The 20,615-nt window shown below is 50.3% G+C and carries 14 protein-coding genes and 1 pseudogene; 7 read left to right on the top strand and 8 right to left on the bottom strand.

Annotated elements, in window-relative coordinates:
* A pseudogene (locus tag X474_RS27640) lies at positions 1–149 on the bottom strand (IS256 family transposase); the annotation flags it as partial.
* A gap of 504 nt (positions 150–653) precedes the next feature.
* Here X474_RS27640 and X474_RS16795 point away from each other — a divergent pair.
* On the top strand, positions 654–3,065 hold the full coding sequence (locus X474_RS16795; protein ID WP_052515328.1) for a hybrid sensor histidine kinase/response regulator: 2,412 nt from the start codon (positions 654–656) through the stop codon (positions 3,063–3,065).
* Between the two features lie 11 nt (positions 3,066–3,076).
* Here the strand turns inward: X474_RS16795 and X474_RS16790 are convergent, their stop codons facing one another.
* Positions 3,077–3,283: a hypothetical protein gene (locus X474_RS16790; RefSeq protein ID WP_044350526.1), complete on the bottom strand. Its 207-nt coding sequence runs from the start codon at positions 3,281–3,283 to the stop codon at positions 3,077–3,079.
* Between the two features lie 403 nt (positions 3,284–3,686).
* Here X474_RS16790 and X474_RS16785 point away from each other — a divergent pair, with 403 nt between their 5' ends.
* A complete protein-coding gene (locus tag X474_RS16785; RefSeq protein WP_056009649.1) occupies positions 3,687–4,196 on the top strand; it encodes an AbrB family transcriptional regulator in 510 nt (169 codons plus the stop codon).
* 22 nt (positions 4,197–4,218) lie between these two features.
* Here the strand turns inward: X474_RS16785 and X474_RS16780 are convergent, their stop codons facing one another.
* From X474_RS16780 to X474_RS16765, 4 genes are all read right to left on the bottom strand, one after another.
* A complete protein-coding gene (locus X474_RS16780; RefSeq protein WP_044350524.1) occupies positions 4,219–5,430 on the bottom strand; it encodes a class I SAM-dependent methyltransferase in 1,212 nt (403 codons plus the stop codon).
* 215 nt (positions 5,431–5,645) lie between these two features.
* Positions 5,646–7,751 (bottom strand): hybrid sensor histidine kinase/response regulator, encoded by a 2,106-nt coding sequence (locus tag X474_RS16775; RefSeq protein ID WP_052515327.1) that lies wholly within the window; start codon positions 7,749–7,751, stop codon positions 5,646–5,648.
* Positions 7,752–7,897: 146 nt separating this feature from the next.
* Positions 7,898–9,808 carry a lytic transglycosylase domain-containing protein gene (locus X474_RS16770; RefSeq protein WP_044350522.1) on the bottom strand — a complete coding sequence of 637 codons (1,911 nt, stop codon included), beginning with the start codon at positions 9,806–9,808 and terminating at the stop codon, positions 7,898–7,900.
* A gap of 308 nt (positions 9,809–10,116) precedes the next feature.
* On the bottom strand, positions 10,117–13,155 hold the full coding sequence (locus X474_RS16765) for an NAD-glutamate dehydrogenase domain-containing protein (RefSeq protein ID WP_197282157.1): 3,039 nt from the start codon (positions 13,153–13,155) through the stop codon (positions 10,117–10,119).
* A gap of 831 nt (positions 13,156–13,986) precedes the next feature.
* On the opposite strand from X474_RS16765, the gene X474_RS16755 reads away from it, so the two are divergent.
* The 5 genes from X474_RS16755 to X474_RS16735 all read left to right on the top strand — a co-directional run bounded on the left by X474_RS16755 (position 13,987) and on the right by X474_RS16735 (position 18,533).
* Positions 13,987–15,015, top strand: a complete 1,029-nt coding sequence (locus X474_RS16755; protein ID WP_044350520.1) for a TRAP transporter substrate-binding protein — start codon at positions 13,987–13,989, stop codon at positions 15,013–15,015.
* A 174-nt stretch (positions 15,016–15,189) separates the two neighbouring features.
* Positions 15,190–15,672 carry a TRAP transporter small permease subunit gene (locus X474_RS16750; RefSeq protein ID WP_044350519.1) on the top strand — a complete coding sequence of 161 codons (483 nt, stop codon included), beginning with the start codon at positions 15,190–15,192 and terminating at the stop codon, positions 15,670–15,672.
* Positions 15,672–16,973 (top strand): TRAP transporter large permease, encoded by a 1,302-nt coding sequence (locus X474_RS16745; RefSeq protein ID WP_044350518.1) that lies wholly within the window; start codon positions 15,672–15,674, stop codon positions 16,971–16,973. The genes X474_RS16750 and X474_RS16745 overlap by 1 nt, the downstream gene beginning before the upstream one ends.
* A gap of 19 nt (positions 16,974–16,992) precedes the next feature.
* Entirely contained in the window at positions 16,993–18,318 is a 1,326-nt protein-coding gene (locus X474_RS16740; protein ID WP_044350517.1) for a phenylacetate--CoA ligase family protein, read from the top strand.
* A 29-nt stretch (positions 18,319–18,347) separates the two neighbouring features.
* Positions 18,348–18,533 carry a hypothetical protein gene (locus X474_RS16735; RefSeq protein WP_044350515.1) on the top strand — a complete coding sequence of 62 codons (186 nt, stop codon included), beginning with the start codon at positions 18,348–18,350 and terminating at the stop codon, positions 18,531–18,533.
* A 24-nt stretch (positions 18,534–18,557) separates the two neighbouring features.
* Here the strand turns inward: X474_RS16735 and X474_RS16730 are convergent, their stop codons facing one another.
* Both X474_RS16730 and X474_RS16725 read right to left on the bottom strand, forming a co-directional pair.
* The gene (locus X474_RS16730; protein ID WP_052515326.1) at positions 18,558–19,049 is read right to left on the bottom strand and encodes an RloB family protein; all 492 of its coding nucleotides are present in this window, start codon (positions 19,047–19,049) and stop codon (positions 18,558–18,560) included.
* A 145-nt stretch (positions 19,050–19,194) separates the two neighbouring features.
* On the bottom strand, positions 19,195–20,511 hold the full coding sequence (locus tag X474_RS16725) for an AAA family ATPase (protein WP_044350513.1): 1,317 nt from the start codon (positions 20,509–20,511) through the stop codon (positions 19,195–19,197).
* Positions 20,512–20,615 lie beyond the last annotated feature (104 nt).

Below are 20,615 nucleotides of genomic sequence, written 5' to 3'. Positions count from 1 at the left end.
GCATTGCAGAGTCTATCTGCTTCGGCATCCAGTAAATCGTTTAAGGTCTGCTCCACTGTGCCCCTGACCATTTCGTCCAAATGGCCCCGAATCTTACCCTCGTCGATATGTACGACATGCCCGAGCTTTTTGGTGTTATCCTTGTCCAAGGTGGTGGTCCTTTCGTTTGGTGTGAGTAATCTTAAGCAACTCTCATTTCACCATACGGAGACCACCGCCTACTTATAAAAGCGAAAAATATCTTACGTTATCGCACAATGAAGCTTTCACCCGGTCGGACAGATTATCAGATGACGGCAAATTCGGCCTTTCAGGAGTGACTAAACCTTAAGAAAAAACCTTTGGGGACATGACCGCATAATCACAGACCATATCATGTCCAATTTTATTTCCTATAATTCATCTAAAAAAGTTGCACCGAAAAAGACCATGTTTACCTGTTAATTTTCGCACACCGGTTTTCGGGATGAGAACCTAAAAAATTTATTTAAAGAGGTGAAGCTGATCAAATCAAACCCGCCCCAGGCCGCCTGCAGACAGCTCACCGGACGACCCAATTACCATACTCCCTGTCGTATCCAACAAACACTTGCAATTATAAGGATTTTGGTCTCACACTTTTTTTAGGACCGTCCCCAAAGTCGGGAGTCAATATGGCTAAAATTCTTATTGTTGATGGCGAAATCCATGAGAGGGAGCTTATTCATGAATTTCTGCAAAGCGAAGGGCACCTCTGCCACCTGGCCTGGGATTCAGTCAGCGCCCTGGCCGCCCTGGACCATTCGGAATATGACCTGATGCTTCTGGATCTTAACCTTAAGGACGAAACGGGCCTGGATCTTTTGAGCCATGTACAGGAGCGGCCCAACTCACCCGCCGTAGTTATAATCACGGCTATCGACGATCCCGTGATGGCTGGACAGGCTTTTAACCTGGGGGCTTATGACTACCGGACCAAGCCCGTAAAACAGGGAGAACTTTTAATCTGCGTGGAATCCTGCTTGCGCCGGAAAAGGCTCTTGCATAAAGCCAAGCGACAAAAAACCCAACTGGAAAACCTGTTGAGTCAGCGCACCAAAGACCTGACCGAAAGCCAGGAGCGTTTCAGCGAACTGGTGGAGGCCATGAGCGAGGGCTTGAGCATTGTGGATAAAAAAGGGCGCCACAGTTATGTAAATCAGGCCTATTGCCATATGCTGGGATACACCCAAGAAGAGCTTTATCAGAGAAGTATCCGAAAAATCGCCGACCCCGAGGTGCTGAAGATAATCACTCATGACATAAAGCAAAAACCGGATATACCCAACCGTAATTATGAGCTGACCATGTACCGTAAAAACGGTGAAAAAGTCTACACTCTGGTCTCCCCCAAACCGTTCTTTGATGAACAACATGAATACCAGGGTAGTTTTGCCATTATCACCAACATCACCGAAAGAAAAAAGGCGGAACAGGCCTCAAAAAAAATGGCCTCTGATCTGGCCCAGAGGGTTAGGGAGCTTACTTGCCTGAATACGGTTTTGGAAATTTTAAATAAAAGGTCCAGACCAAAGGAAGAATTATTAAATGAAACCTTGAAGGCCATTCTCCCCGCTTTCAGAGAACCCGAACAGCTCGAAGCCAAGATCATTTTAAACGGCAACCAATACGCCACTGCTGAGGGGGAGTTTGAAGGCTCCACAATTGAGGCCCCCCTTCGAATAGAGGATAAGGAAAATGGAAAACTGGAGGTAACCTATCCCCAAAAAACAGGGCAACACGCGGCGAAAAAATTTTCCAACGAGGAAAAAAGCCTGATCAAGGCAGTGGCTCAGATGCTGGAAAGCGCACTCAAGGCAAAACAGGTAAGGGACCAGGTGGTGGAAAATGAAGAAAGGCTAAGAGCCGTAGTTGATACAGCCAGGGAAGGGATAATCACCGTAGACAAAAAAGGAATCATTGTTTCCTGGAATCAAGGTGCGACCCAAGTGTTCGGTTATGAACCGGAACAGGCGCTTGGCAAACAGGTGGCAATGCTGGTTCCGGATAACGTGCTCACTTATCTGATCCAGATCAGAGACCAGGCCCTGCAGGACCTGGAAAAACAGTATGTAAGGCACTTGCGGAATATTACAGGCATTAAAAAAAATAAAGAGGAATTCCCCCTGGAGTTGTCCCTGGCTTCATGGCAAACCAGGGACGGGACTTTTTACACCGGAATTGTACGTGATCTGACGGAAGCCAAACAAATGGAACGGCAGCTGCTGCAGGCCCAAAAGCTTGAATCCATTGGCCAGCTGGCGGCGGGCATTGCCCATGAAATCAACACCCCTATCCAATTTGTCGGGGACAACCTGCGTTTTTTGGAAGAAAGCGTGAACGACCTCTTAAGCGTGCTTGGCGCAACCCAAAAGGCTTACGAAAAGGTATGTTCCGACAACTCAGCCCCAGACTGGGTAAAAAGACAGCAAAGCCTTTTACAGGAGACGGATCTGGCATACCTCACCGAGGAGATGCCCCTGGCCATAAGGCAGTCGCTGGAGGGCACGGAACGGGTGGCGGAAATTGTAAGAGCCATGAAAGCCTTTTCCCATCCCGGGCCCAAAGAAAGATCATACGTAGATATCAATCAGGCCATAACCAACACTGTAACCATCGCCAGAAATGAATGGAAGTATGTAGCTGAATGCAAACTCAATCTGGACCCGAACCTGCCTCTTGTACCGGTCCTGCCCGGGGAGTTCAACCAAGTGATCCTAAACCTGGTGGTGAATGCCGCCCAAGCCATTAGCGAGGCCCAGGAATCGAATAGCGTACAACAGGGAACCATAACCCTCACCACTTTAGGGACACCGGAATTCGCTCAGATCAGGGTCAAGGACAACGGCGTAGGTATTGAACCGGAGTTTAAGGACAGGGTCTTCGACCCCTTTTACACAACCAAACCGGTAGGCAAAGGAACGGGTCAGGGTCTGGCCATTGTTTATGATGTGGTTGTAAACAAACACGGGGGCAAAATCAGCCTTAGTACGCTGCCCGGAAAAGGCGCGGAGTTCCTCTTGGAATTGCCCTTGGAACCTCAATAGTCCAAGTCCCCTCACAGACCGGTCCCCGGTCTGTATCGCCCCCAGGCTTTTTGCGGTGCCTGGCCTTTTTCAAGGTGAAATTCCAGGCAATGGCCACCCGCAACGGTTTTATTCTTGCCCCTTTCGCAGACAGGCAAAGGCCGGTCGGCCAGAACCCCACAGGCCGGGCTCCAGGGTGAGTCCGCAAACAACGGCTCATCAGCGGCCAAGAAAACCAATTGATGAACCCGGCAACGGCTCCCAAATAAAGATAAACTCCAGTTCTTCTCCCGGCTCCGGGAAATAAAAAAGGGAAAATACTTTTAGCTGCCGAAAAAGTAAGGAGTAATAAGCCAGGGTCCGGGCGGAGGCTTAAAGAGTTTCGCCGACCCAAAAAGCCGAAAAATACTCACAGCCGCGCCAACTGCGACAAGGACCTTTCATAAAAGAGCCTGGTCTGCCGCAACATTTCCAAGGCCTGCCACAGGTTATCTTGAAGCCTCATTTAAATACAAAAATATTCCCGGCGAAATTGTGTTCCCGCGGGATTGGGCAGGTTTTCTTTGACCGCAAGCGTAAACCCGTTACTGGTAGTAGAATTTGATTTTTCTTATGATTCAATCTGCACTTGAAGAGGATCAGATGCAAAATCTCCCTAATCTACTTATCACACTTGCTGTGGGCGCTCTTGGCGGTGCTGTTTTTTCCAAACTTAAAATTCCCGGCGGAGCCCTGATCGGGGCAATGGTGGCAGTGGTTCTGTTCAGAAGCTTTCAAGCCACAGGAGAGGTTATGCCCTCCTGGCTGAAATTTTCGGTTCAGGTAATGCTCGGGGTCATGGTTGGATACATGTTCAAGCCCCAGATGGTTGGGCACCTTTCCCAGCTTATCCTGCCGGTTATAATTTCGTCTTTGGCCTTGGTGGTGACAGGCGTTTTGGTGACCGCTATTTTTCATAAATTGGGAATAATGGACACCCCCACCGCCTATATGGCCACCAGTCCCGGAGCCATGACAGCCATGGTGGGCCTGGCCAGCGATACCAAGGCAAATCTACCAGTGGTATTGGCCTTTCACTTTTTCCGGCTCTTTACGGTTATGGCCACTGCCCCGCTCTTGCTGAAATTCCTGAAATGGAGTTTAGGCCGCTGATTGCTCAAATCCACCCGTCTGCTCAGGCGACATGGACCCTGACAGACGGGTGATAGCCTGTTTTGTCACCAAACCAGCAGATATTTTCCGAGACCAAATCCAATTGCACGACAAAATCTCCCGGTTCGGAAAAGATCATCCGGCAGGTCAGGCCGACCTCCCCTCCCGGTTCCAGGTCATGGGGCAGATCTATCCTTAGCCAGTCCCAGTCAAGGCAATTTCCCTTTTGATCAAAAAGATGAGCTCCCAACTTAACAATACCGACGTCCACCCAATTATGGGTCAGCCAACGGGCGGACCCGGTGTTCTTCAGGTTCACAGACAGCTCATACTCCTCACCGCTTTTGTATTCCAGTTGGGCAGGTAATTCACCTAAGGCAAAGGAAAGACCCTTTTCCGAGCGGCTGTCGTGAATGGCCTTTCCCTTTTCGAAAAAGAACACAGGGTTATAGGCTAAAGGGGGATAAAAAAGTCTCCACACTCGAGCCAGGCCGCTAAAAGGGGGAAAATACTTATATTTGAGCAAACGCTTATAACCGGAAAACGAAACCTCGCCGTGAGTGCTTAAATAGGGTTTCGCAAAAAAACCGGTAAAGCCAAGGGCGCGGGCGTGCTCAAACAGCCGATCCGGATGAACATCTTTTTCGAGCACCCTTTTCTCGCGCATTTCAAACTGGGAATGATGGGACTTATGATGCCCCGGCCCCGGCTCGCAGAACCCGATCAGCCCGTTTTTACTGAGCACCCTGCTGAACTCGGCCAGAATCTCCTCAGGATTGGGAACATGGTGAAAGGAATCAAAGCAGGTTATCCGATCTACGCTTTCATCCTCCAGTTCAATCCGCCTGCCGTCAAAAACCATGAACTCAGGGTCATAGCCGCCGCCATTTGCGCAGACCGCGCCCTTGAATTGCTCTTTGCCTATTTTAAGAGCGGTTTCCGAAGGATCCATGGCTATGGGCTTTATGCCCATTTGCCAAAGCGCCCTGGAAAGCCAACAGGTGCCCGCCCCAAAATCGAGCACCTTCATTGACTTGCCAAGCTTCAACCCCTCCAGGAGAAGCCCGAGTTTAACCAGGGAAACCGGTGTGTGCTCAAACTCGGCAAAGGGTTTGGCCCTCACGCCCTTGGTGCAGGTCATTGAGCTGTAGTATTCTTCCGCAGTCCGGCAAAGCCCTTCTATACCTAATTCCTGGATCAAAGCGTCTGGATTAACAGGTTTTTTTTCAGCCATTAAGAGAAATCCCCCAGGTTGCGATAAAAAATAAAATTTTACAAATCAAAAAAAAATAAAAGAGACTAAATTATAGCAGGGCCAGATAATCGTTAAAGACCTTCCAATTGAATATACATATAAAGAACATACATAAAAAGAAGGAAAAGCACCGCTCGACCGGGTTCGCTCAAAAGCGGCAGAAAGGCAAGAAGGTTTTAAGGTTTTTTATCTTTCTATTCTTGGTCTTGATCAATGACCTGGCGGACTTTAAACAAAAGGTCCTTTACGGTGAAGGGTTTGCCTAAAAAAGGCACTTCACCCAGACTGGCCATGCCTTTGGCATCCTGTTTGCGGGCATACCCGCTTGCCACCATGAATTTAAGATCCGGCTTTAAGGCCAAAAGCCTTTCCAGGCACTGGGTCCCACTCATACCGGGCATACCCAAATCCATGATCACCAAATGAATTTTTGTTTGGTTTGCGGAAAACAAAGACAGGGCTGCTTCCCCGCTTGAAGCCCCCAAAACCGAATAACCTTTGCGCTCCAGGATGGTTCTGGCCAGGTGCCTCACGTTGTCTTCATCATCCACCACCATAATCAATTCGTTGCCGCCCGGGGCATCATCCGCATCTAAAAAATCGACTTTTTCGCTTGAACCGGGCTCAGGGGCCAGCATGGGGAAGTATAGAGTAAACACACTTCCCTTGTTTGGGCTACTCTGGCAAAAAATGCGGCCGCCGTGGCTTTTGACTATGCCAAAAGCCGTGGAAAGCCCCAGCCCCATACCCTTTCCCAGATCCTTGGTGGTAAAAAAAGGCTCGAATACCCGTTCACAGGTCTTTTCATCCATACCGCAACCATTGTCACGGATAGAAAGCATCAGGTAGAGGCCGGGTCTCTGATCCTGGGTTTCGGGGCGTGATTCCAAAGGCAGCTCTTGGGCCCTGGTCTTAAAGGTGATGGTTCCGCCTTGAGGCATGGCATCGGCCGCATTGAGTCCCAGGTTTAAAATAACCTGGCCGATTTTTGCGGGATCTCCTTTCATACGCCCCAGATGTTTGCCGAAGTTCAGCTCAAAAGCAATATTGCCCGGAAGGGTGTTCTCCAATATCATGCAAGCCTGCCGTACCTCGCGGTTAAGGTCCATACTTACAGGCTCCAGGCGCACCTTACTGGAAAAGGTCATTATCTGTCTGACCAGGGCCTTGGCCCTTTCGGTGGCCTTTAGCACGACTTCCAGTTCATCCTGGTTATCACTGCCGCAGGTTGCATTTTCCAGGGCAAGCTCGGTGTATCCCATGATAGCTGCCAAAATATTATTAAAATCATGGGCCAAACCGCCTGCCAGGGCGCCCAGGGCCTGCATCTTTCTCATTTGCACCTGCTGTTTTTCCAGCAGTCTGGTATGGGTCACATCCCTGGCAATGCCGCAAATCCCCTCCACCCGGCCGTCTTGCCCCCTCAAAGGAACCTTGATTACGTGAAAATCCCGCTTCTCACCATGGATATCGGCCAGTTCCTTTTTTTGATTAATCACCGCGCCATTGAGCACCCTTTGATCCATTTCATGAATATAGGATGCGCTTTCAGGGGCAAAAAAGTGCAAATCGTCCTTACCCAGGACTTGGCTTTCGTCCAGGCCAAAAAAGTCCTCTCCCGCAGGATTAAGGGCGGTATAGCAAAAGTTTTTATCTTTGATGTAGATATGATCCAGGGCGGCCTCGAATATCGCGTTATGTTTCTCCCTTGCCGAAGACAAGGCGTTCTCAGCCTGTCTTCTGGTTTCCTCGGAACCTATAACCGAAGCGGCCAGGCTGATCAGGGCCTTTTCCTGGTTGGAAAAATCACGGACATGGTCAAATACGGCACACAAAGCCCCCACATGGCGGTTGCCAAGTGTGCATGCGCAACCGATATAGCTTATGACTCCCATTGGTTTGAGATGAGGATCGGTCTCCCAAAAGGGGGTGGTGCGCACATCTTTAATCACCACCACCTCATCAGAATCCCTTTGGATTACATCATCGCAAACCCTGCCGCGGGGGTCTTCATAAAGAACGGCCTCCTGGGGCGTGTTCCAGGTGGCGAAAAATTTCAACTTATCCTCTACCTGCCTACTGTAAAAAGCTCCCTGGGCATTAAGCAATTTACCGCAACAGGCGGTGATCAATTGAATATTGGCCAATGCATCAGCTGAAAAGTTGCGAAAGTAATCCGCCAGGCCGGTCAACAACCCACCCTGATCGCCACAGGCATAATCCGCCCCTTCGGCGGAAAAACTGGAACCGCTTTGAGCGGAAACAATTCCATCTCCTGGCTTATGCAAGCCTTGCTTCATAGTTATAATCCGATTTTTCAAACGAGAAATTAAGCCAAGCCGAGACAGGGCACCTGGCAAAGCATACTAGTATTTTTACCCAGAACATGTCCAGTGGTCTTATAAAGGAATTAAGGAAAAATTAAGATTTAGGCAATAAAATAGCTCTAGCCGCCTGTTCGAAGGCAATCCAGACATTTTCCCAGGTCACCGGCCTTAACCTGCGTAAACTTTTCGGCGAAAAGCCGGTCACTGAGCCAGTACTTCTTAACAGCGTGACGTTTCAGGTATTTTTTATACTGGCCAGGGCCGCCGTTATACATGGCATAGATAAGTCCGGCCAGGGTGCTGTCATCCAGGTTGTGATCATTGCCCAGCCTTTTCAAGGCATAACGTCTGAAATACAACTCAAGTATCCCCGCTCCGGCACGGACATTGTATTTTATATCCCAGCACAGGCTTTTGGGTTCATAAACCCCTCGCCAGACCCTTTCATTTATCTGCATCAACCCCACTGAACTTTGGTTGTAAGAACGCAGGTAGGTGACACTCTTGTCTTTCTTTATAAATTGCCGCCAACAGCTCTCCTGCCAAGCCGAGGCGCGGGCTATCTTCAGAAAAAGCTCATGATATTTGGGGTCAAGACCATCTTTTGCCAAGGCGTCTTGGCAAGCATGATCAACCAACGTAAACACAGCCTTAAAGTACTTTTCCGAATCAGTCCGCCAATAGAGCCAGGGCTTGATTTCTTCCAGTCCTGTGGGGCCTTTGCCTGCCCAGGCGGGTTTGACCAGCCAATCCCATATCCGCCCAGACCTTTGCTCCCGGTCGTCCACACCAAAATCTTCAAGGGGGATATCCTCCACATCGAGGCCAGGTCCCGTGGGCGGGGGGAGAGGGGGCAGGCCCAGAATCTTTTGTAAAAGGGAATCCCGTTCATAGCTGTAGCTCAGGCTGTGATATTTCTGATCCTTTGCCACTAACCTGGCCAAACGCATCAGGCCGGACTCACTTATTTCCAAACCCAGGGAAGGACCTAAACGGTCCAGAACAGCCAAAGCGTCCGCAGCAGTAAAAAAGGACAAAAAACTGAACAGAGAGCCATGGGGTTCATCCAGGAGATGATGCCGCAATATGGGGGCAAGCCTTTGCCAGGACCATAAAAACTGTTTCCGCACCAGATCCTGATCTGTATGGCCGGAGTCCAGGATCTCAAAAAACTGATGCCTGGTTTTGAGAACCACCTCCAAAAGGACGTCTTTTTCTTTTCGGGTAAGCGGTTCTCCGGCCAAGGCCTTGATCTCCCTCACCAGATAGGCATCCCAGGTTTCCCAGTATTTAATAAAGGCCTGCCGGTCCCCTTGAGTGAGATCAGTTACCACCTCCTCATCAGGAAGCTCTTCTTCCTGTTCTGTGGGAACCGGCTCAGCCACCCGCATGGCCAGCTCAATTTTCACCCCCTGATCGGTCATTTCAGGCAGGCCGGGGCGCAGGGTCTTTAACCAGGACTCTACTTCCCGTCTTTTATCATCCTTAAAAAATAGGGGCAGCTGGATCTCAAGATCCCTTTTCGGTGTGGAAAGATTAACCTTGAACTGATCCAGATAGGCGTGAACATACTCTCGGACCAGGCTGTATATGATATTGGCCACAAAGGCGGGTTCGCCCTTTTCATCGAGCAGCCTGGAATCCAGGGTCTTAACCGAAAAGATCCAAGTATCGGGGTCAAAGGCCGGGCTCTGAATAACCTCCACCTTGCCCTGCCAGGAAACCGGGTCAAGGCACATTCCTAAAAGCTTCACCCCCGCCTTTACCTTGATCTGGTTGGTTATTTTCAGATTTCCATTTTCCCGGCCTATTACCGGATTCCAAAGTTTGATCTGAGTGCAGCCCTCATCCTTATTAACCACCTGCGCACTTTCCATGGGGCCTTTGTACGCCTGACGCACTAAAAACGACCTCAAGAGACTAAAATCCAAGGTCAGGGGTATTTCAATGATCCTGGTTTCCGCATGGCAGAGATTGCCGCCCAAAGAAACAATAATAAACAAAAGCAGGGAGATCAATGACTTGGGCATTTCAGGCTCGCTTTTCGAATAATAGGACAGGCAAGGGCTTTGACCCAAGATTAAGTGCCAACAGGGTATTAGTCAATCCGGCAGAGAGTCTTAAAGGGAAAGCGGCCGCTTATAAAAAAGCCGGGCGAATTACACATCTTTCCTGAGGCGGGTAATTCCAGCCGCTTTATAAAGTTCAAATTTTTTACAAAGCGTCCTCAGACCAAGTCCAGAAAGAGTTAATCAAAAAAATATGCCGGGCCTTTAAAAACAAAGGCCCGGCAATACTTATACGAAAAGTAGTGTTAAACAACACCAGTTAAGAGGACTTAGAAACTGGCGTTAATGAAGCTCTTAAGTCTGCCTTCCAGATCAGTATCCCAACCGCCCTTGTACACAATGGTGGTGGCCAATTCAGCCGCCAGAATGGCGAACTTGATCTTGGGAGGCAATTGTTTGATCCGGCCCCGGAATTTAACGTTTTCGGAAATCATGGCCGGCAAATGGCTCAGGATCACCTTCTTGAACATGGGATGCTCGGCCAGATCGCTCCTCTTCTGGAAAAAGTCAAAGAGCCTGGCGTAATGCCGGTTGATATCACGGCTCAAGTTGTTGCTTATATCATTGTAGCGCACCTTGCCGCCGGCATCCTTATGACGCTTGAGGATCAGGTTGGCCTCGTCCTCCGCCCTTCTGTCCAGGATATCCAGCACGTCGGAGACATATTCCTCCTTGTGCTTCAAGAATTCCTTATTGGTCATCAGAAGGTTGGCAATAATCTCGTAGGAGGAGGAAATAACCCCGCACTTGTTGGCCGAAGCATCCCTCATAAGGACCACGCCCTGGTCCTGTATGTGGGTTCTGGCCGCAGGGGTGATAAAGGAGTTGGCGCCTTCCACAATGACCTTAACCGAGGACTTGCCGCTCTCAAAAAGTTTATGGCAATTGTTCTCGTCTATGGTCTCCGGCCTGCCGCCGCAGGGAAGGAGCAGGTCCGTTTCCACCCTGAAGAGAAGATTATCCAGCTCTCTGTAGTATTCGTCACTGGTGATCCACTTCTCTTCCAGACCGTTTTCAGTCATGACCACCTTTTTAAACAGCTCACGCATATCCACGGTCTTGCGCTGGTTGCGGTACTGGATGAATCCGCCCGGATTCAGGGCTTCCGGATTGAGGGCGTCCAGATCCTTTTTCAGCACGATTTCTCCCAGGGCCTTGTGATCGATTCCCTTGGGATCATAGACCGCGGCCATGCCGTCTGTAATGGTAAGGATCCGGGCCTTGGGGCTGTTGTTCAGAAGCAGGTTCATGATGTTGCCTGCCACATCCCCATAGGGGCCGCCGGTGATGCACACGCTGAAGGAATCGTTGTGGATATCCACACCCTGATCCGCCATGGCGATCTCGGCGAATTTGTAGACGCCTCTGGAGGTAACCCCATATTCCTTGTGGTTAATGCCCACGCTTTTACTGCTCATGATTCCGATGCCGAGCACATAGCCCCTTTTCTTGGCCTGCTTGGCGATCTGCTCGATCATGGCGTCATGCATATTCTCATCAGGGCCGATCTCAATGGGTTCTTCCTCGCCATAGTAGTCAACCACCCTGGGATTGGCCGCCATGCCGCCTTCTGTGACAAAGAGGTCCAAGAAGGCGTTGGTCATGCCGTACTGGAGCTTGTAAAGCCTGGAGACGACCTCGTCTTCAGAGCCCTGGTTCCTGGCATCGCAGACCACGGTCAGCTTGGAGCCGCCCTCATAGATATCCTTGTTCTTCAAGTGCTGGGTGTGGGCCAGCACATAGACCTCCCGGAACAGGCTGGCCGAGTTGGCGATCCACTCATCCTGGTTGCGGCAGATGATGGTCCTCCAGCCGCCCCTGGCGATATCGGAGAAGCCGATATGATAGCCCGCCCCATAGCGGCCATAGAAAAAGGTAACCCTGAAGGGACGGTCTTCGGGCAGGTCTCCTGTAAACTGATCGCCCAAAGCTTCCAGATAAGCAGGATCCAGCCTGAAGGCCAGGGCGTGCTTTTCCGGCACAAAGAAGTTGGTCTTCAATGTGTGGGTGATAAAGACCAGGATGCAGCGGTAAATCTCCCTGCGCACCTCGTCCAGGTGCCTGTGGCCTGTATTGTAGTTGGCCACGGCCTCTTCGGTCTGGGCCAAAAGCTCCTGGTATTTCGCATCCCTGTCTTTTAAATCGGGATCAAACCTGGCCCGGAACAGGTTTATAAGGGTGTGGGCCATCTCCGGATGGGCATGGAAGGCGATCTTCACCGTCTCCAGGTCAAACCTGTCCGGGTGGGCGTGAGCCAGGCTGGTGTGGGCAAAGGAGATAAAGGTGTTGGCCAAAGAGGCCTCTTCGCCGCTGTAAACTCCTTCGGCCAGGAATTTCAAGTAAGAGGCAGTGCTGGGGCTCAGAATCTGGGTATTGTAAAGTTCTACTTTCAGCTTTTCAAAGAGTTCGCTGGTCTTTTCCAGGAAGCCTCCGGCATGGGGGCGAACATACATGGTGCCCAGGAAATAAGTATGATACTTGGTGGTGATGTTAAGGCCGTAAAGCCTGCGCACACCCACGTCCAAACGGGAGAAAACCTCCATGGCCTGGGCCATGAATCCGCTTTGGGCCGGGTTGCCCACAGCAAAGAGCACCCTGGTCTCACCGCTTTGGCGGCCGCCCTCAGCCTCTTCAACTTCTTCCACGTCAAGGTAAAGACCGTCATGCTGGTTGCCCTGCTGATACAGCCAGAGAATACGGGCCAGGCGCAAAGGCGGGCTCATGCGTACATAGGATTCGTTATTGACCCATAAAAGCCGCAAATACTCCTGGAAGCGGCGGAAATCAAAGTCAGGGTAATTTTCCTTCATAATCCTGCGCACCCGCTTGGCCAGGCCCTGGGGGAGCTGCACATTTTCGGCATCTGCAATCTCCTGGGGAGTCTTGATGCCGAATTCAATCTTCTGCACCTCCAGGTATTCATCTGAGTCAGGCAAAGGCGACAAAGAGTGAACCATCTCGGAATACCCGATTTTGCGATGTCTTATGGATCTTAGGGTGTCGTAAAAGGAACCGGGGCGGTCAACCCGGGCCAGGATCAGCTGTTCGTCTTCATCTATAAGGTTTACCTTGAGCTGCTGTTTTACCTGATCCAACTGGTTGGCCAGATTCAAAACGGCCTGAGGGTCTTCCTTCATGGTAATGAAGAAATAGTAGGGCATATTTTCCTGAAGCCATTTCAGGCTGTCGCCCGATCCCTTATTCATGTGCTTAAGGTTTTTCTGCAGACTCCGCATAAAAGCGGCTTGCCTGCGAGCCTCGATCTGGGCGTTCTCATTCACAGGGTTTTGTTCTGTGCCGATGGTCATGGTCTTGCCTCCAACCACCTAGATTCGGTTTTTCACCTGAGTCTGGATTATTTATTTACAAATCCAATTAATGCGACGAAGCCCCGAGAAAAATCAGCCCTGACTCCGCCTCTGCCTTGTTATCCCACCTGAAGGCGGGATAACTTGATTATACTTCGTTACAGACAATTGCCCATACCCCAAGCCAATCAGGCAAAAGTGGCTATTTACAGGGGAATTATCACTACTAAATCCGGCAACTAAAAACAAACTTGCCAAATCTTTTTTCACATAGCTTCCTGCATTAAAAAACAGGAAGTTTTGACGAATTAAGCCCTTTTGTGCTTGTTTCCGTTTTATTTTTTGCCAGGTCTCGGCCAGTGGGCGCTAATTTATCAGCGTTAAAAAAAATGCATTTTTTTCAAAAAAAATCACTTTTCACCCTCATCTCACCCCTCACAAGATATCCATACGCCATCACCATCGGTAGGTTACCCTCATATTTTAGCAATTTTCGCCATTTTGAAGAGAGAAATCCCCTTTTGATTTCCAGTTGGCAAAAAAATTCCAGAGTTGTTTGCCGGTTTTTCAAGTATGGCTTAAGGCAGACTGCTGGACTATTTTCTGATTAAACCCATATGTCTCTATACATTTATTGCCATATTGAGATATCATGGCTGCGTAAATCCCTTTATCCCAGTTCCCGACCGGAATTTCAGGAAAACTGAACAAACCGGCCTTTAAAAATTCTAATCAGGAAATCACGACCCTTTACCCAGCCATAAACCCAAAAGGCGTCAAACGGCCGGGTAAAACTTTTTTTAAGGCATGGATCAAACAGGGAGGGAGATCATGATTCGCAGATCCTTGGCTCTGACAGTGGGTTCACTTTTATTTTTCACCCTGCTTTTGGGCTCCATGGGCATGGCCCTGGCCCAGGATCCAATCAAACTTACCTATTCCTGCTTTTTCCCGCCTACGCACATTCAAGCCAGACTGGCCAAGTCCTGGTGCCGGGAAGTGGAAAAGCGCACCAACGGAAAAGTTATTGTCGAGTTCTTCCCCGGCGGCACCCTGACCAAGGCCAAACAGGTTTATGACGGTGTGGTTCAGGGAATTAGCGATATGGGGTTCTGTCTGTTCGGCTATACCAGGGGCCGGTTTCCCCTGATGGAAGTGGTGGACCTGCCCCTGGGCTATCCCAACGGCAAGGTTGCAACCAAGGTGGTCAATGCTGTTTACCAGGAGTTCAAGCCCAAGGAGCTCTCGGACGTCAAGGTAATGTATCTGCACGCCCACGGTCCCGGCCTTTTGCACACCAAAGACAAACCGGTTCGCAAGATGGAGGATTTAAAGGGCTTGAAGATCCGCTCCCACGGAACCACGGCCAAGGTGGTCAAGGCCCTTGGCGGAACTCCGGTTGCCATGCCCATGCCTGAGTTGTACCAGTCCCTGCAAAGGGGAGTGGTTGACGGGGCCCTTTATCCCATGGAGGTGAACAAAGGCTGGAAAATGGCCGAAGTAGTGGGCTATTGCACGGAAAACTCAAGCAACTCCTACACCACCACCTTCTATGTAATCATGAACAAGGATAAATGGAACGAACTTCCCAAAGACGCCCAAAAGGCCATAGAGGAAATCAACCGGGAATGGGTGGGCAAGCACGGCGAGGCCTGGGATGAAAGCGACAAGCTTGGCTATGAGGCTCTTAAATCCAAGGGGCGCAAGATCATCAAGCTTTCAGCTGAAGAACTTGAGCGTTGGGGCAAGACCACCATGCCGGTTTTGGACGAGTATGTAAAAGCAGCCTCCAAAAAGGGGATCCCTGCTCAAAAGGCCTTGGATTTCACCAAGGCGGCCCTGGAAAAATATAAAAAATAAAGCCAAAAATGCCTTTGTACAGCCAAACCCGGTCTGAGCAAAGGCGTTTTTTTTAAGTTCCAAAGAAAAAAGCCAAACCCGCCCGGCAGTCTGCGGGCAGCCTGCCGGGCGGGTCAGTTGCGGCCTGTTTAAGACCTTACTCAGTTCACCAACCTCTGTTTGGGGAGGACCGTTTTGCAAAAATGGCAGGTTTTCGTTGATTGGCTTGTGGGAACTCTGAAGCGCCTGGGCGCAGCCGCCCTGGTCGGCATGATGCTGCTCACCTGTCTGGATGTGATTTTAAGAAAAATGGGCTCCCCCATATTCGGAGCCGTGGAAATAGTCAGCCTTTTGGCCACGATTGTGCTGGCCTGCGCCATGCCCCAAACCCATGTGGAGAAAGGGCATGTGGGGGTGGACCTTCTCATGCGCAGACTTACAGACAGGACACAAGACATAACCGACGCCTTTACCGCCCTGGCCGCAACAATTTTATTCGGCCTGGTCTCCTGGCAGATGTTCGGATATGCGGCTGTGCAAAAAAAAAGCGGTGAAGTCTCCATGAGCCTGGAGTTGCCCACCTATGCCTTTGTGTATCTGGTGGCTGTGGCCTTTTGTGTTCTGACTCTGGTTATTGCAACGGATTGTCTGAATAAAATCAGGAGGGCTTTGGGCTGATGGATCCTACGATAGTCGGTTTGATAGGTATTGTCGCACTGGTCTTGATCTTTTTCACCCGCATGCCGGTGGCCTATGTCATGACGCTGGTGGGATTGGTTGGATTCTGCCTGCTGCGCACCCCGGCCTCGGGGCTTAAACTGATGGCCAGGGATTTTTATCAGGTTTACTCCTCCTATGGCCTCACTATTATTCCACTTTTTATTCTGATGGGGCAATTTGCCTTTAACGCGGGCATCAGCAGACGCCTCTATGATTCCGCCTACAAATTTGTGGGCTCACAAAAAGGAGGCCTGGCCACGGCCACGGTCTGCGCCTGCACCGCCTTTGGCGCAGTCTGCGGCTCATCACCGGCCACAGCCGCGACCATGGCCACAGTGGGCCTGCCTGAGATGAAAAGATACGGCTACGGCAACAAACTCGCCGCCGGTTCGGTTGCCTCCGGCGGCGGCCTGGGCATGCTCATGCCGCCCAGCGTGGTTCTGATCGTCTACGGCATTCTCACCGAACAATCCATTGGCGTTTTGTTTGTGGCCGGAATCATACCCGCCATTTTCATGACCATCTGCTTCACCATAGCGGTGAACATTTATTGCAGGATGTTTCCCAAACAGGGCCCGGTCTGCGAGGCCTACTGCTGGCGGGACAGATTCAGCTCCCTGACCGGGGTGGTCGAGACCATGATCGTATTTTTACTGGTCATGGGCGGGTTGTTCACCGGCTTTTTCACCCCTACGGAGGCCGGAGCAGTCGGAGCGGCCGCCGTGCTGCTGGTGGCGCTGCTCAGAAAACAGATCACCTGGGGCGGATTCACCAAATCCCTTTACGAAACCCTGCGCACTTCCTGCATGGTGCTGCTTTTGGTGGCGGGCGCTGTGGTCTTTGGCCATTTTCTGGCGGTCTCACGCATACCTTTCCAGGTGGCCCAATGGGTGGCCGAGATGAACGCCCCGGGTTATGTGATCATAAGCCTGATTATTTTAGTCTATCTGATCGGCGGGTGCTTCATAGACGCCCTGGCCCTGATCATGCTCACCATCCCCATTTTCTATCCCATTGTCATGGACCTGGGTTACGACCCCATCTGGTTCGGGGTGATCATTGTGCTGGTCACCCAAATGGGAGTCATCACCCCGCCTGTGGGGATCAATGTGTATGTGGTGAGCGGAATCGATCGCAGCATCCCTCTGGAGGAGATATTTGCCGGAGTTCTGCCTTTTCTGGTCGCCCTTATTGTGGGAACCGCCTTTTTAGTGGCCTTCCCCGGCTTTGTCACCTGGCTGCCCGAGCTGATGTATTGATTTTTTCAGGGAGGAGATCATGAGCCCGGCCCCGATGTATTGGAACCCATACCTTGAGACCCTGCCCCAGCCGGAGCTGGAAAAGCTTCAACTGGCAAAATTCAGGCGCATGGTCAAATGGGCCTATGAGAGATCCCCTTTTTACGGCGAACTTTACCGCAAGGCCGGGCTGATTCCGGAAGACATCAAGACAATGGATGATATCCGCCTGGTGCCCAAGGTGGACAAGGCCCTTTTAAAAACGGCCCAGGAGCGGGAGCCCTTTCCCTATGGCGGACTTCTTTGCCTTCCCCTCGAAAAAGTGGCCGAATTCCGCCAAACCTCGGGCACCACAGGCAAACCCATTTACCAGGCGGATTCCTGGCAGGACTGGGAATGGTGGTCGGAGGCCTGGTGCTACATACTCTGGGCCCAGGGCTACCGTCCTTCTGACAGGGTGTTTTTTCCCTTTGGCTACAACATATTCGTAGCCTTTTGGGCAGGCCATTACGCAGCTGAAAAACTGGGCTGCGAGGTGGTCCCCGGCGGGGTGCTCGATACCAGATCCAGAATCTTAAAGATTCAGGAGCTAAAGGCCAGCGCCCTTATGGGGACCCCCACCTATCTATTGAATATGGCCCGCCTGGCCAAGGAGGAGATGGGCCTTGACCCGGCTGAGTTGGGGATAAAACGCATAACCTGCGCCGGGGAGCCCGGCGCCTCCATACCGGCCACCAAAAACCGCCTGCAAAAAACCTGGGGAGCCAAGGTCTATGACCATGCCGGGGCCACGGAGATCGGCGCCTGGAGCTATGAGTGCCAAGACCAGTCCGGAGGGTTGCATGTAAACCAGGCCATGTTCCTGGTTGAGATTGAAGACATGATAACCGGCGAGCCCATAACCGAACCCGGGCAAAAGGGCAAGATGGTGATAACCGCCCTGGACAGGCTGGCTCAGCCCTGCATCCGCTTTGATTCCAACGACATTATCCAATGGGCCGGGAAGACCTGTTCCTGCGGCCGCAGCTTTAAACTGATCCAGGGCGGAGTTCTGGGCCGGGCCGACGACATAACCAAGGTCAAGGGGGTTCTGCTCTCGCCTGCGGCCATAGAAGAAGTTGTCAGAAGCTTTGACGAATTGGGCGACGAATACCAGGTGGTGGTGGAAAAGATAAACGATAACGACCGCATAACCCTGAAGGTGGAACTTTTCCCGGAAGCTTTGGACCAAAAAGACGCCATTTTGAAGAACCTGGCGGACCGGTTGAGGCTCAACACCAACCTGGGTTATCACCTGGAGGCCCATGAATTCGGCAGCTTGCCCCGCTATGAGCTTAAGGCCAGGCGGTTTGTGGATCTGCGCTGAACTTAAAGCGCCAAGGAGGTGGTATTTCTATGGATCAAAAAAAGCTCACAGAGTTTAAAGACCAGGTAACCAGGTTGGAGAGAGAAATCCAAACCCTCGAGCAAAACGCGCAAGACTTCCCCGCCCTGGCCAAGAACGCAAGCCGCGTTATGGCCTGCCTTAATATGATGAAACTGAACCTGGGGCTTGAAATCACCTGGCCGGAAGGGGGATGAGGGCACAGAGGTTAAAACCCGATTTTAATTTTTCTCAAAAAGCTTATAAAGCCTTTCCATTAACTCATCCATATTTGTGCTGGGATTAGTCCAGGGTGGGCGGTCATCTTTTTCATGCCGCCTCCTCAGGGCCTTTGCCCTTATGGTTGCTATTTCTCTATTTTCTTCCAGAACCTTAAACAACGCACTTCCGTTTTTATCGTAATCATCCAGCCCGCATTTGTGTTTTAAACTAGAGATCAATTTTCTGGGATCGATTTCCGCATTCTGTTCTTGGTAATGCAGGATCACCCATAACTCAAAGCAGGGTATGGAATAAGCAATCTTGACCTTGTGCTTCTTGGCCAGGATTTGGGCGTCGGAAAAAATGGTATGCTGATCCCTATCAAAAACACACCAAATTTCCGTATATTCAAAACCAAAATCCTTTTTAAATTGCTTTGCCTGCTTCAATGCAGCCTCCACAAGGGAAAAAGGATCAGTGGCTTGAATCTGCTTCGGCCCTAAAATATTCAACCGGGGTCTATGAATACTAAATTTTTCTTGAATTCGTCAAGATAGCCAAATTCTGTTTTTGCACCCTCACATACAATCAAGACCGCAGGCCTCTCGGGAATTTTTTTTAGAACTCCCCCGCCTGCGGCCTGATTTGCATGCCCCTTTAGCCATCTAAATCAAACTCCAGGGGGTCTTCCACATAGGGCACCCCGCCAAAGAATCCGGCCAAATAACTTTTGCGCAGGTTTTCCCCTTTGCGAGGGCTAAAGTCCCACAAGCAGGTCAAAGAAGAAGCCCCATCCTTGCCCCTATCCACCAGCCAGACTTGATCCCTGCGCAAAAGGCCCTTAACATCCAACAGGTTGGCGTCATGGCTGGCAAAGATCAATTGAGCGCCTTTTTTATTTACCTTCTCATCATGAAACAAACCTATCAATGCCCTGGAAAGATGGGGATGCAGGCGCACATCCATCTCATCAGCCAACAGGCAGCCGCCGTTTTGCAACACATTGATTACAGGTCCGGTCATGGCAAAAAACTTACGAGTCCCGTCCGACTCTTCATCATCCATATGGAGATAAACCTGATGCGCAGATCCCTTTTTATCAAGCCCTGCATGTCCAGCCCGGGCATAAAGGGAGTACGGATCTTTATCCTTGGGTATGGAATCAAAAGCATAAGCCTTAACAGGCTCGGGAAGCTTCTTTAAAAAATCGGCTTTTTCCAGCGCCTGTTTTTCAATCTCTAAATCAGATATGGAAAAATCAGCCCATTTGAGCATGGCAAGAATCCGACTTTTCAAATCAGGATCTTTATAAGCCACCTCAAGGGTGTAAAGAATTTCACTCCGCACATAAGGCAAAGGATGCAGTAGTCTTAATTTTTCATAAAACCAATCAAACAATTCCAAAGCCAACTCATGATTCAGGCTGGCTGCCACAGAAAGAAACAAAGATTTTTTCCTGATATTTTTGGCCAATCTCTGTTTCTCGCCCTTCCAGGAAGCACCAAAACTGAACTTAGATTCGCCTTTAGCCTGGTCAAATTGCCTTTCAAAAAGAAGCCTTGGTCTGGTATGAGGATAGCTCACCAATTTTTCGGAATAAACCACATCTCCCAATATTGAAAAACTGTAGGTGTAGCGTACTGAATTACAAAAAAAACCTATCTCAAAATAACTTGGCCTTTGTCCAAAAGAGGCATCCAGCTTAAAGGGGCTGTACTGAGGGCCTGAATCATCCGGCCTCAAATCTGCGGAAGACAAGACCACATCCCGCATAAAAGAAACGGCCTTAATAAAATTGGATTTACCAGAGGCATTGGCTCCATACAGAGCCGCGCTTTTCAAGAGGCAATATTTGGCCTCAGAGTCTGGGTGAAACATATTTTGGGGCATGGAGTTATCAGAAGAAGCCTCCATGGTGAGGGTTGCCTCATCCTTGAAAGACCTGAAATTCTCCACACTGAAATACAAAAGCATGGTTCTTCTCCCCTCCCTGAAAGGAGGTTTTTATTTTAGTGTAAATCACCAATAGCTCATTTAGGTATGGTTTTCAACAATTTTTGTCAAAAATCCCTATTTAT

The organism is Dethiosulfatarculus sandiegensis (assembly GCF_000931935.2).
GTDB classification, from domain to species: Bacteria; Desulfobacterota; Desulfarculia; order Desulfarculales; family Desulfarculaceae; genus Dethiosulfatarculus; species Dethiosulfatarculus sandiegensis.
Note: the sequence above shows the minus strand (reverse complement) of the source record. Positions and strands in the feature narration are given on the sequence as shown.

Excerpts from the sequence above, each read along its gene's own strand:
- X474_RS16795 (WP_052515328.1), top strand. The coding sequence starts at position 654 with ATGGCTAAAATTCTTATTGTTGATGGCGAAATCCATGAGAGGGAGCTT.
- X474_RS16785 (WP_056009649.1), top strand. The coding sequence starts at position 3,687 with ATGCAAAATCTCCCTAATCTACTTATCACACTTGCTGTGGGCGCTCTT.
- X474_RS16780 (WP_044350524.1), bottom strand. The coding sequence starts at position 5,430 with ATGGCTGAAAAAAAACCTGTTAATCCAGACGCTTTGATCCAGGAATTA.
- X474_RS16775 (WP_052515327.1), bottom strand. The coding sequence starts at position 7,751 with ATGAAGCAAGGCTTGCATAAGCCAGGAGATGGAATTGTTTCCGCTCAA.
- X474_RS16770 (WP_044350522.1), bottom strand. The coding sequence starts at position 9,808 with ATGCCCAAGTCATTGATCTCCCTGCTTTTGTTTATTATTGTTTCTTTG.
- X474_RS16765 (WP_197282157.1), bottom strand. The coding sequence starts at position 13,155 with ATGACCATCGGCACAGAACAAAACCCTGTGAATGAGAACGCCCAGATC.
- X474_RS16755 (WP_044350520.1), top strand. The coding sequence starts at position 13,987 with ATGATTCGCAGATCCTTGGCTCTGACAGTGGGTTCACTTTTATTTTTC.
- X474_RS16745 (WP_044350518.1), top strand. The coding sequence starts at position 15,672 with ATGGATCCTACGATAGTCGGTTTGATAGGTATTGTCGCACTGGTCTTG.
- X474_RS16740 (WP_044350517.1), top strand. The coding sequence starts at position 16,993 with ATGAGCCCGGCCCCGATGTATTGGAACCCATACCTTGAGACCCTGCCC.
- X474_RS16735 (WP_044350515.1), top strand. The coding sequence starts at position 18,348 with ATGGATCAAAAAAAGCTCACAGAGTTTAAAGACCAGGTAACCAGGTTG.
- X474_RS16725 (WP_044350513.1), bottom strand. The coding sequence starts at position 20,511 with ATGCTTTTGTATTTCAGTGTGGAGAATTTCAGGTCTTTCAAGGATGAG.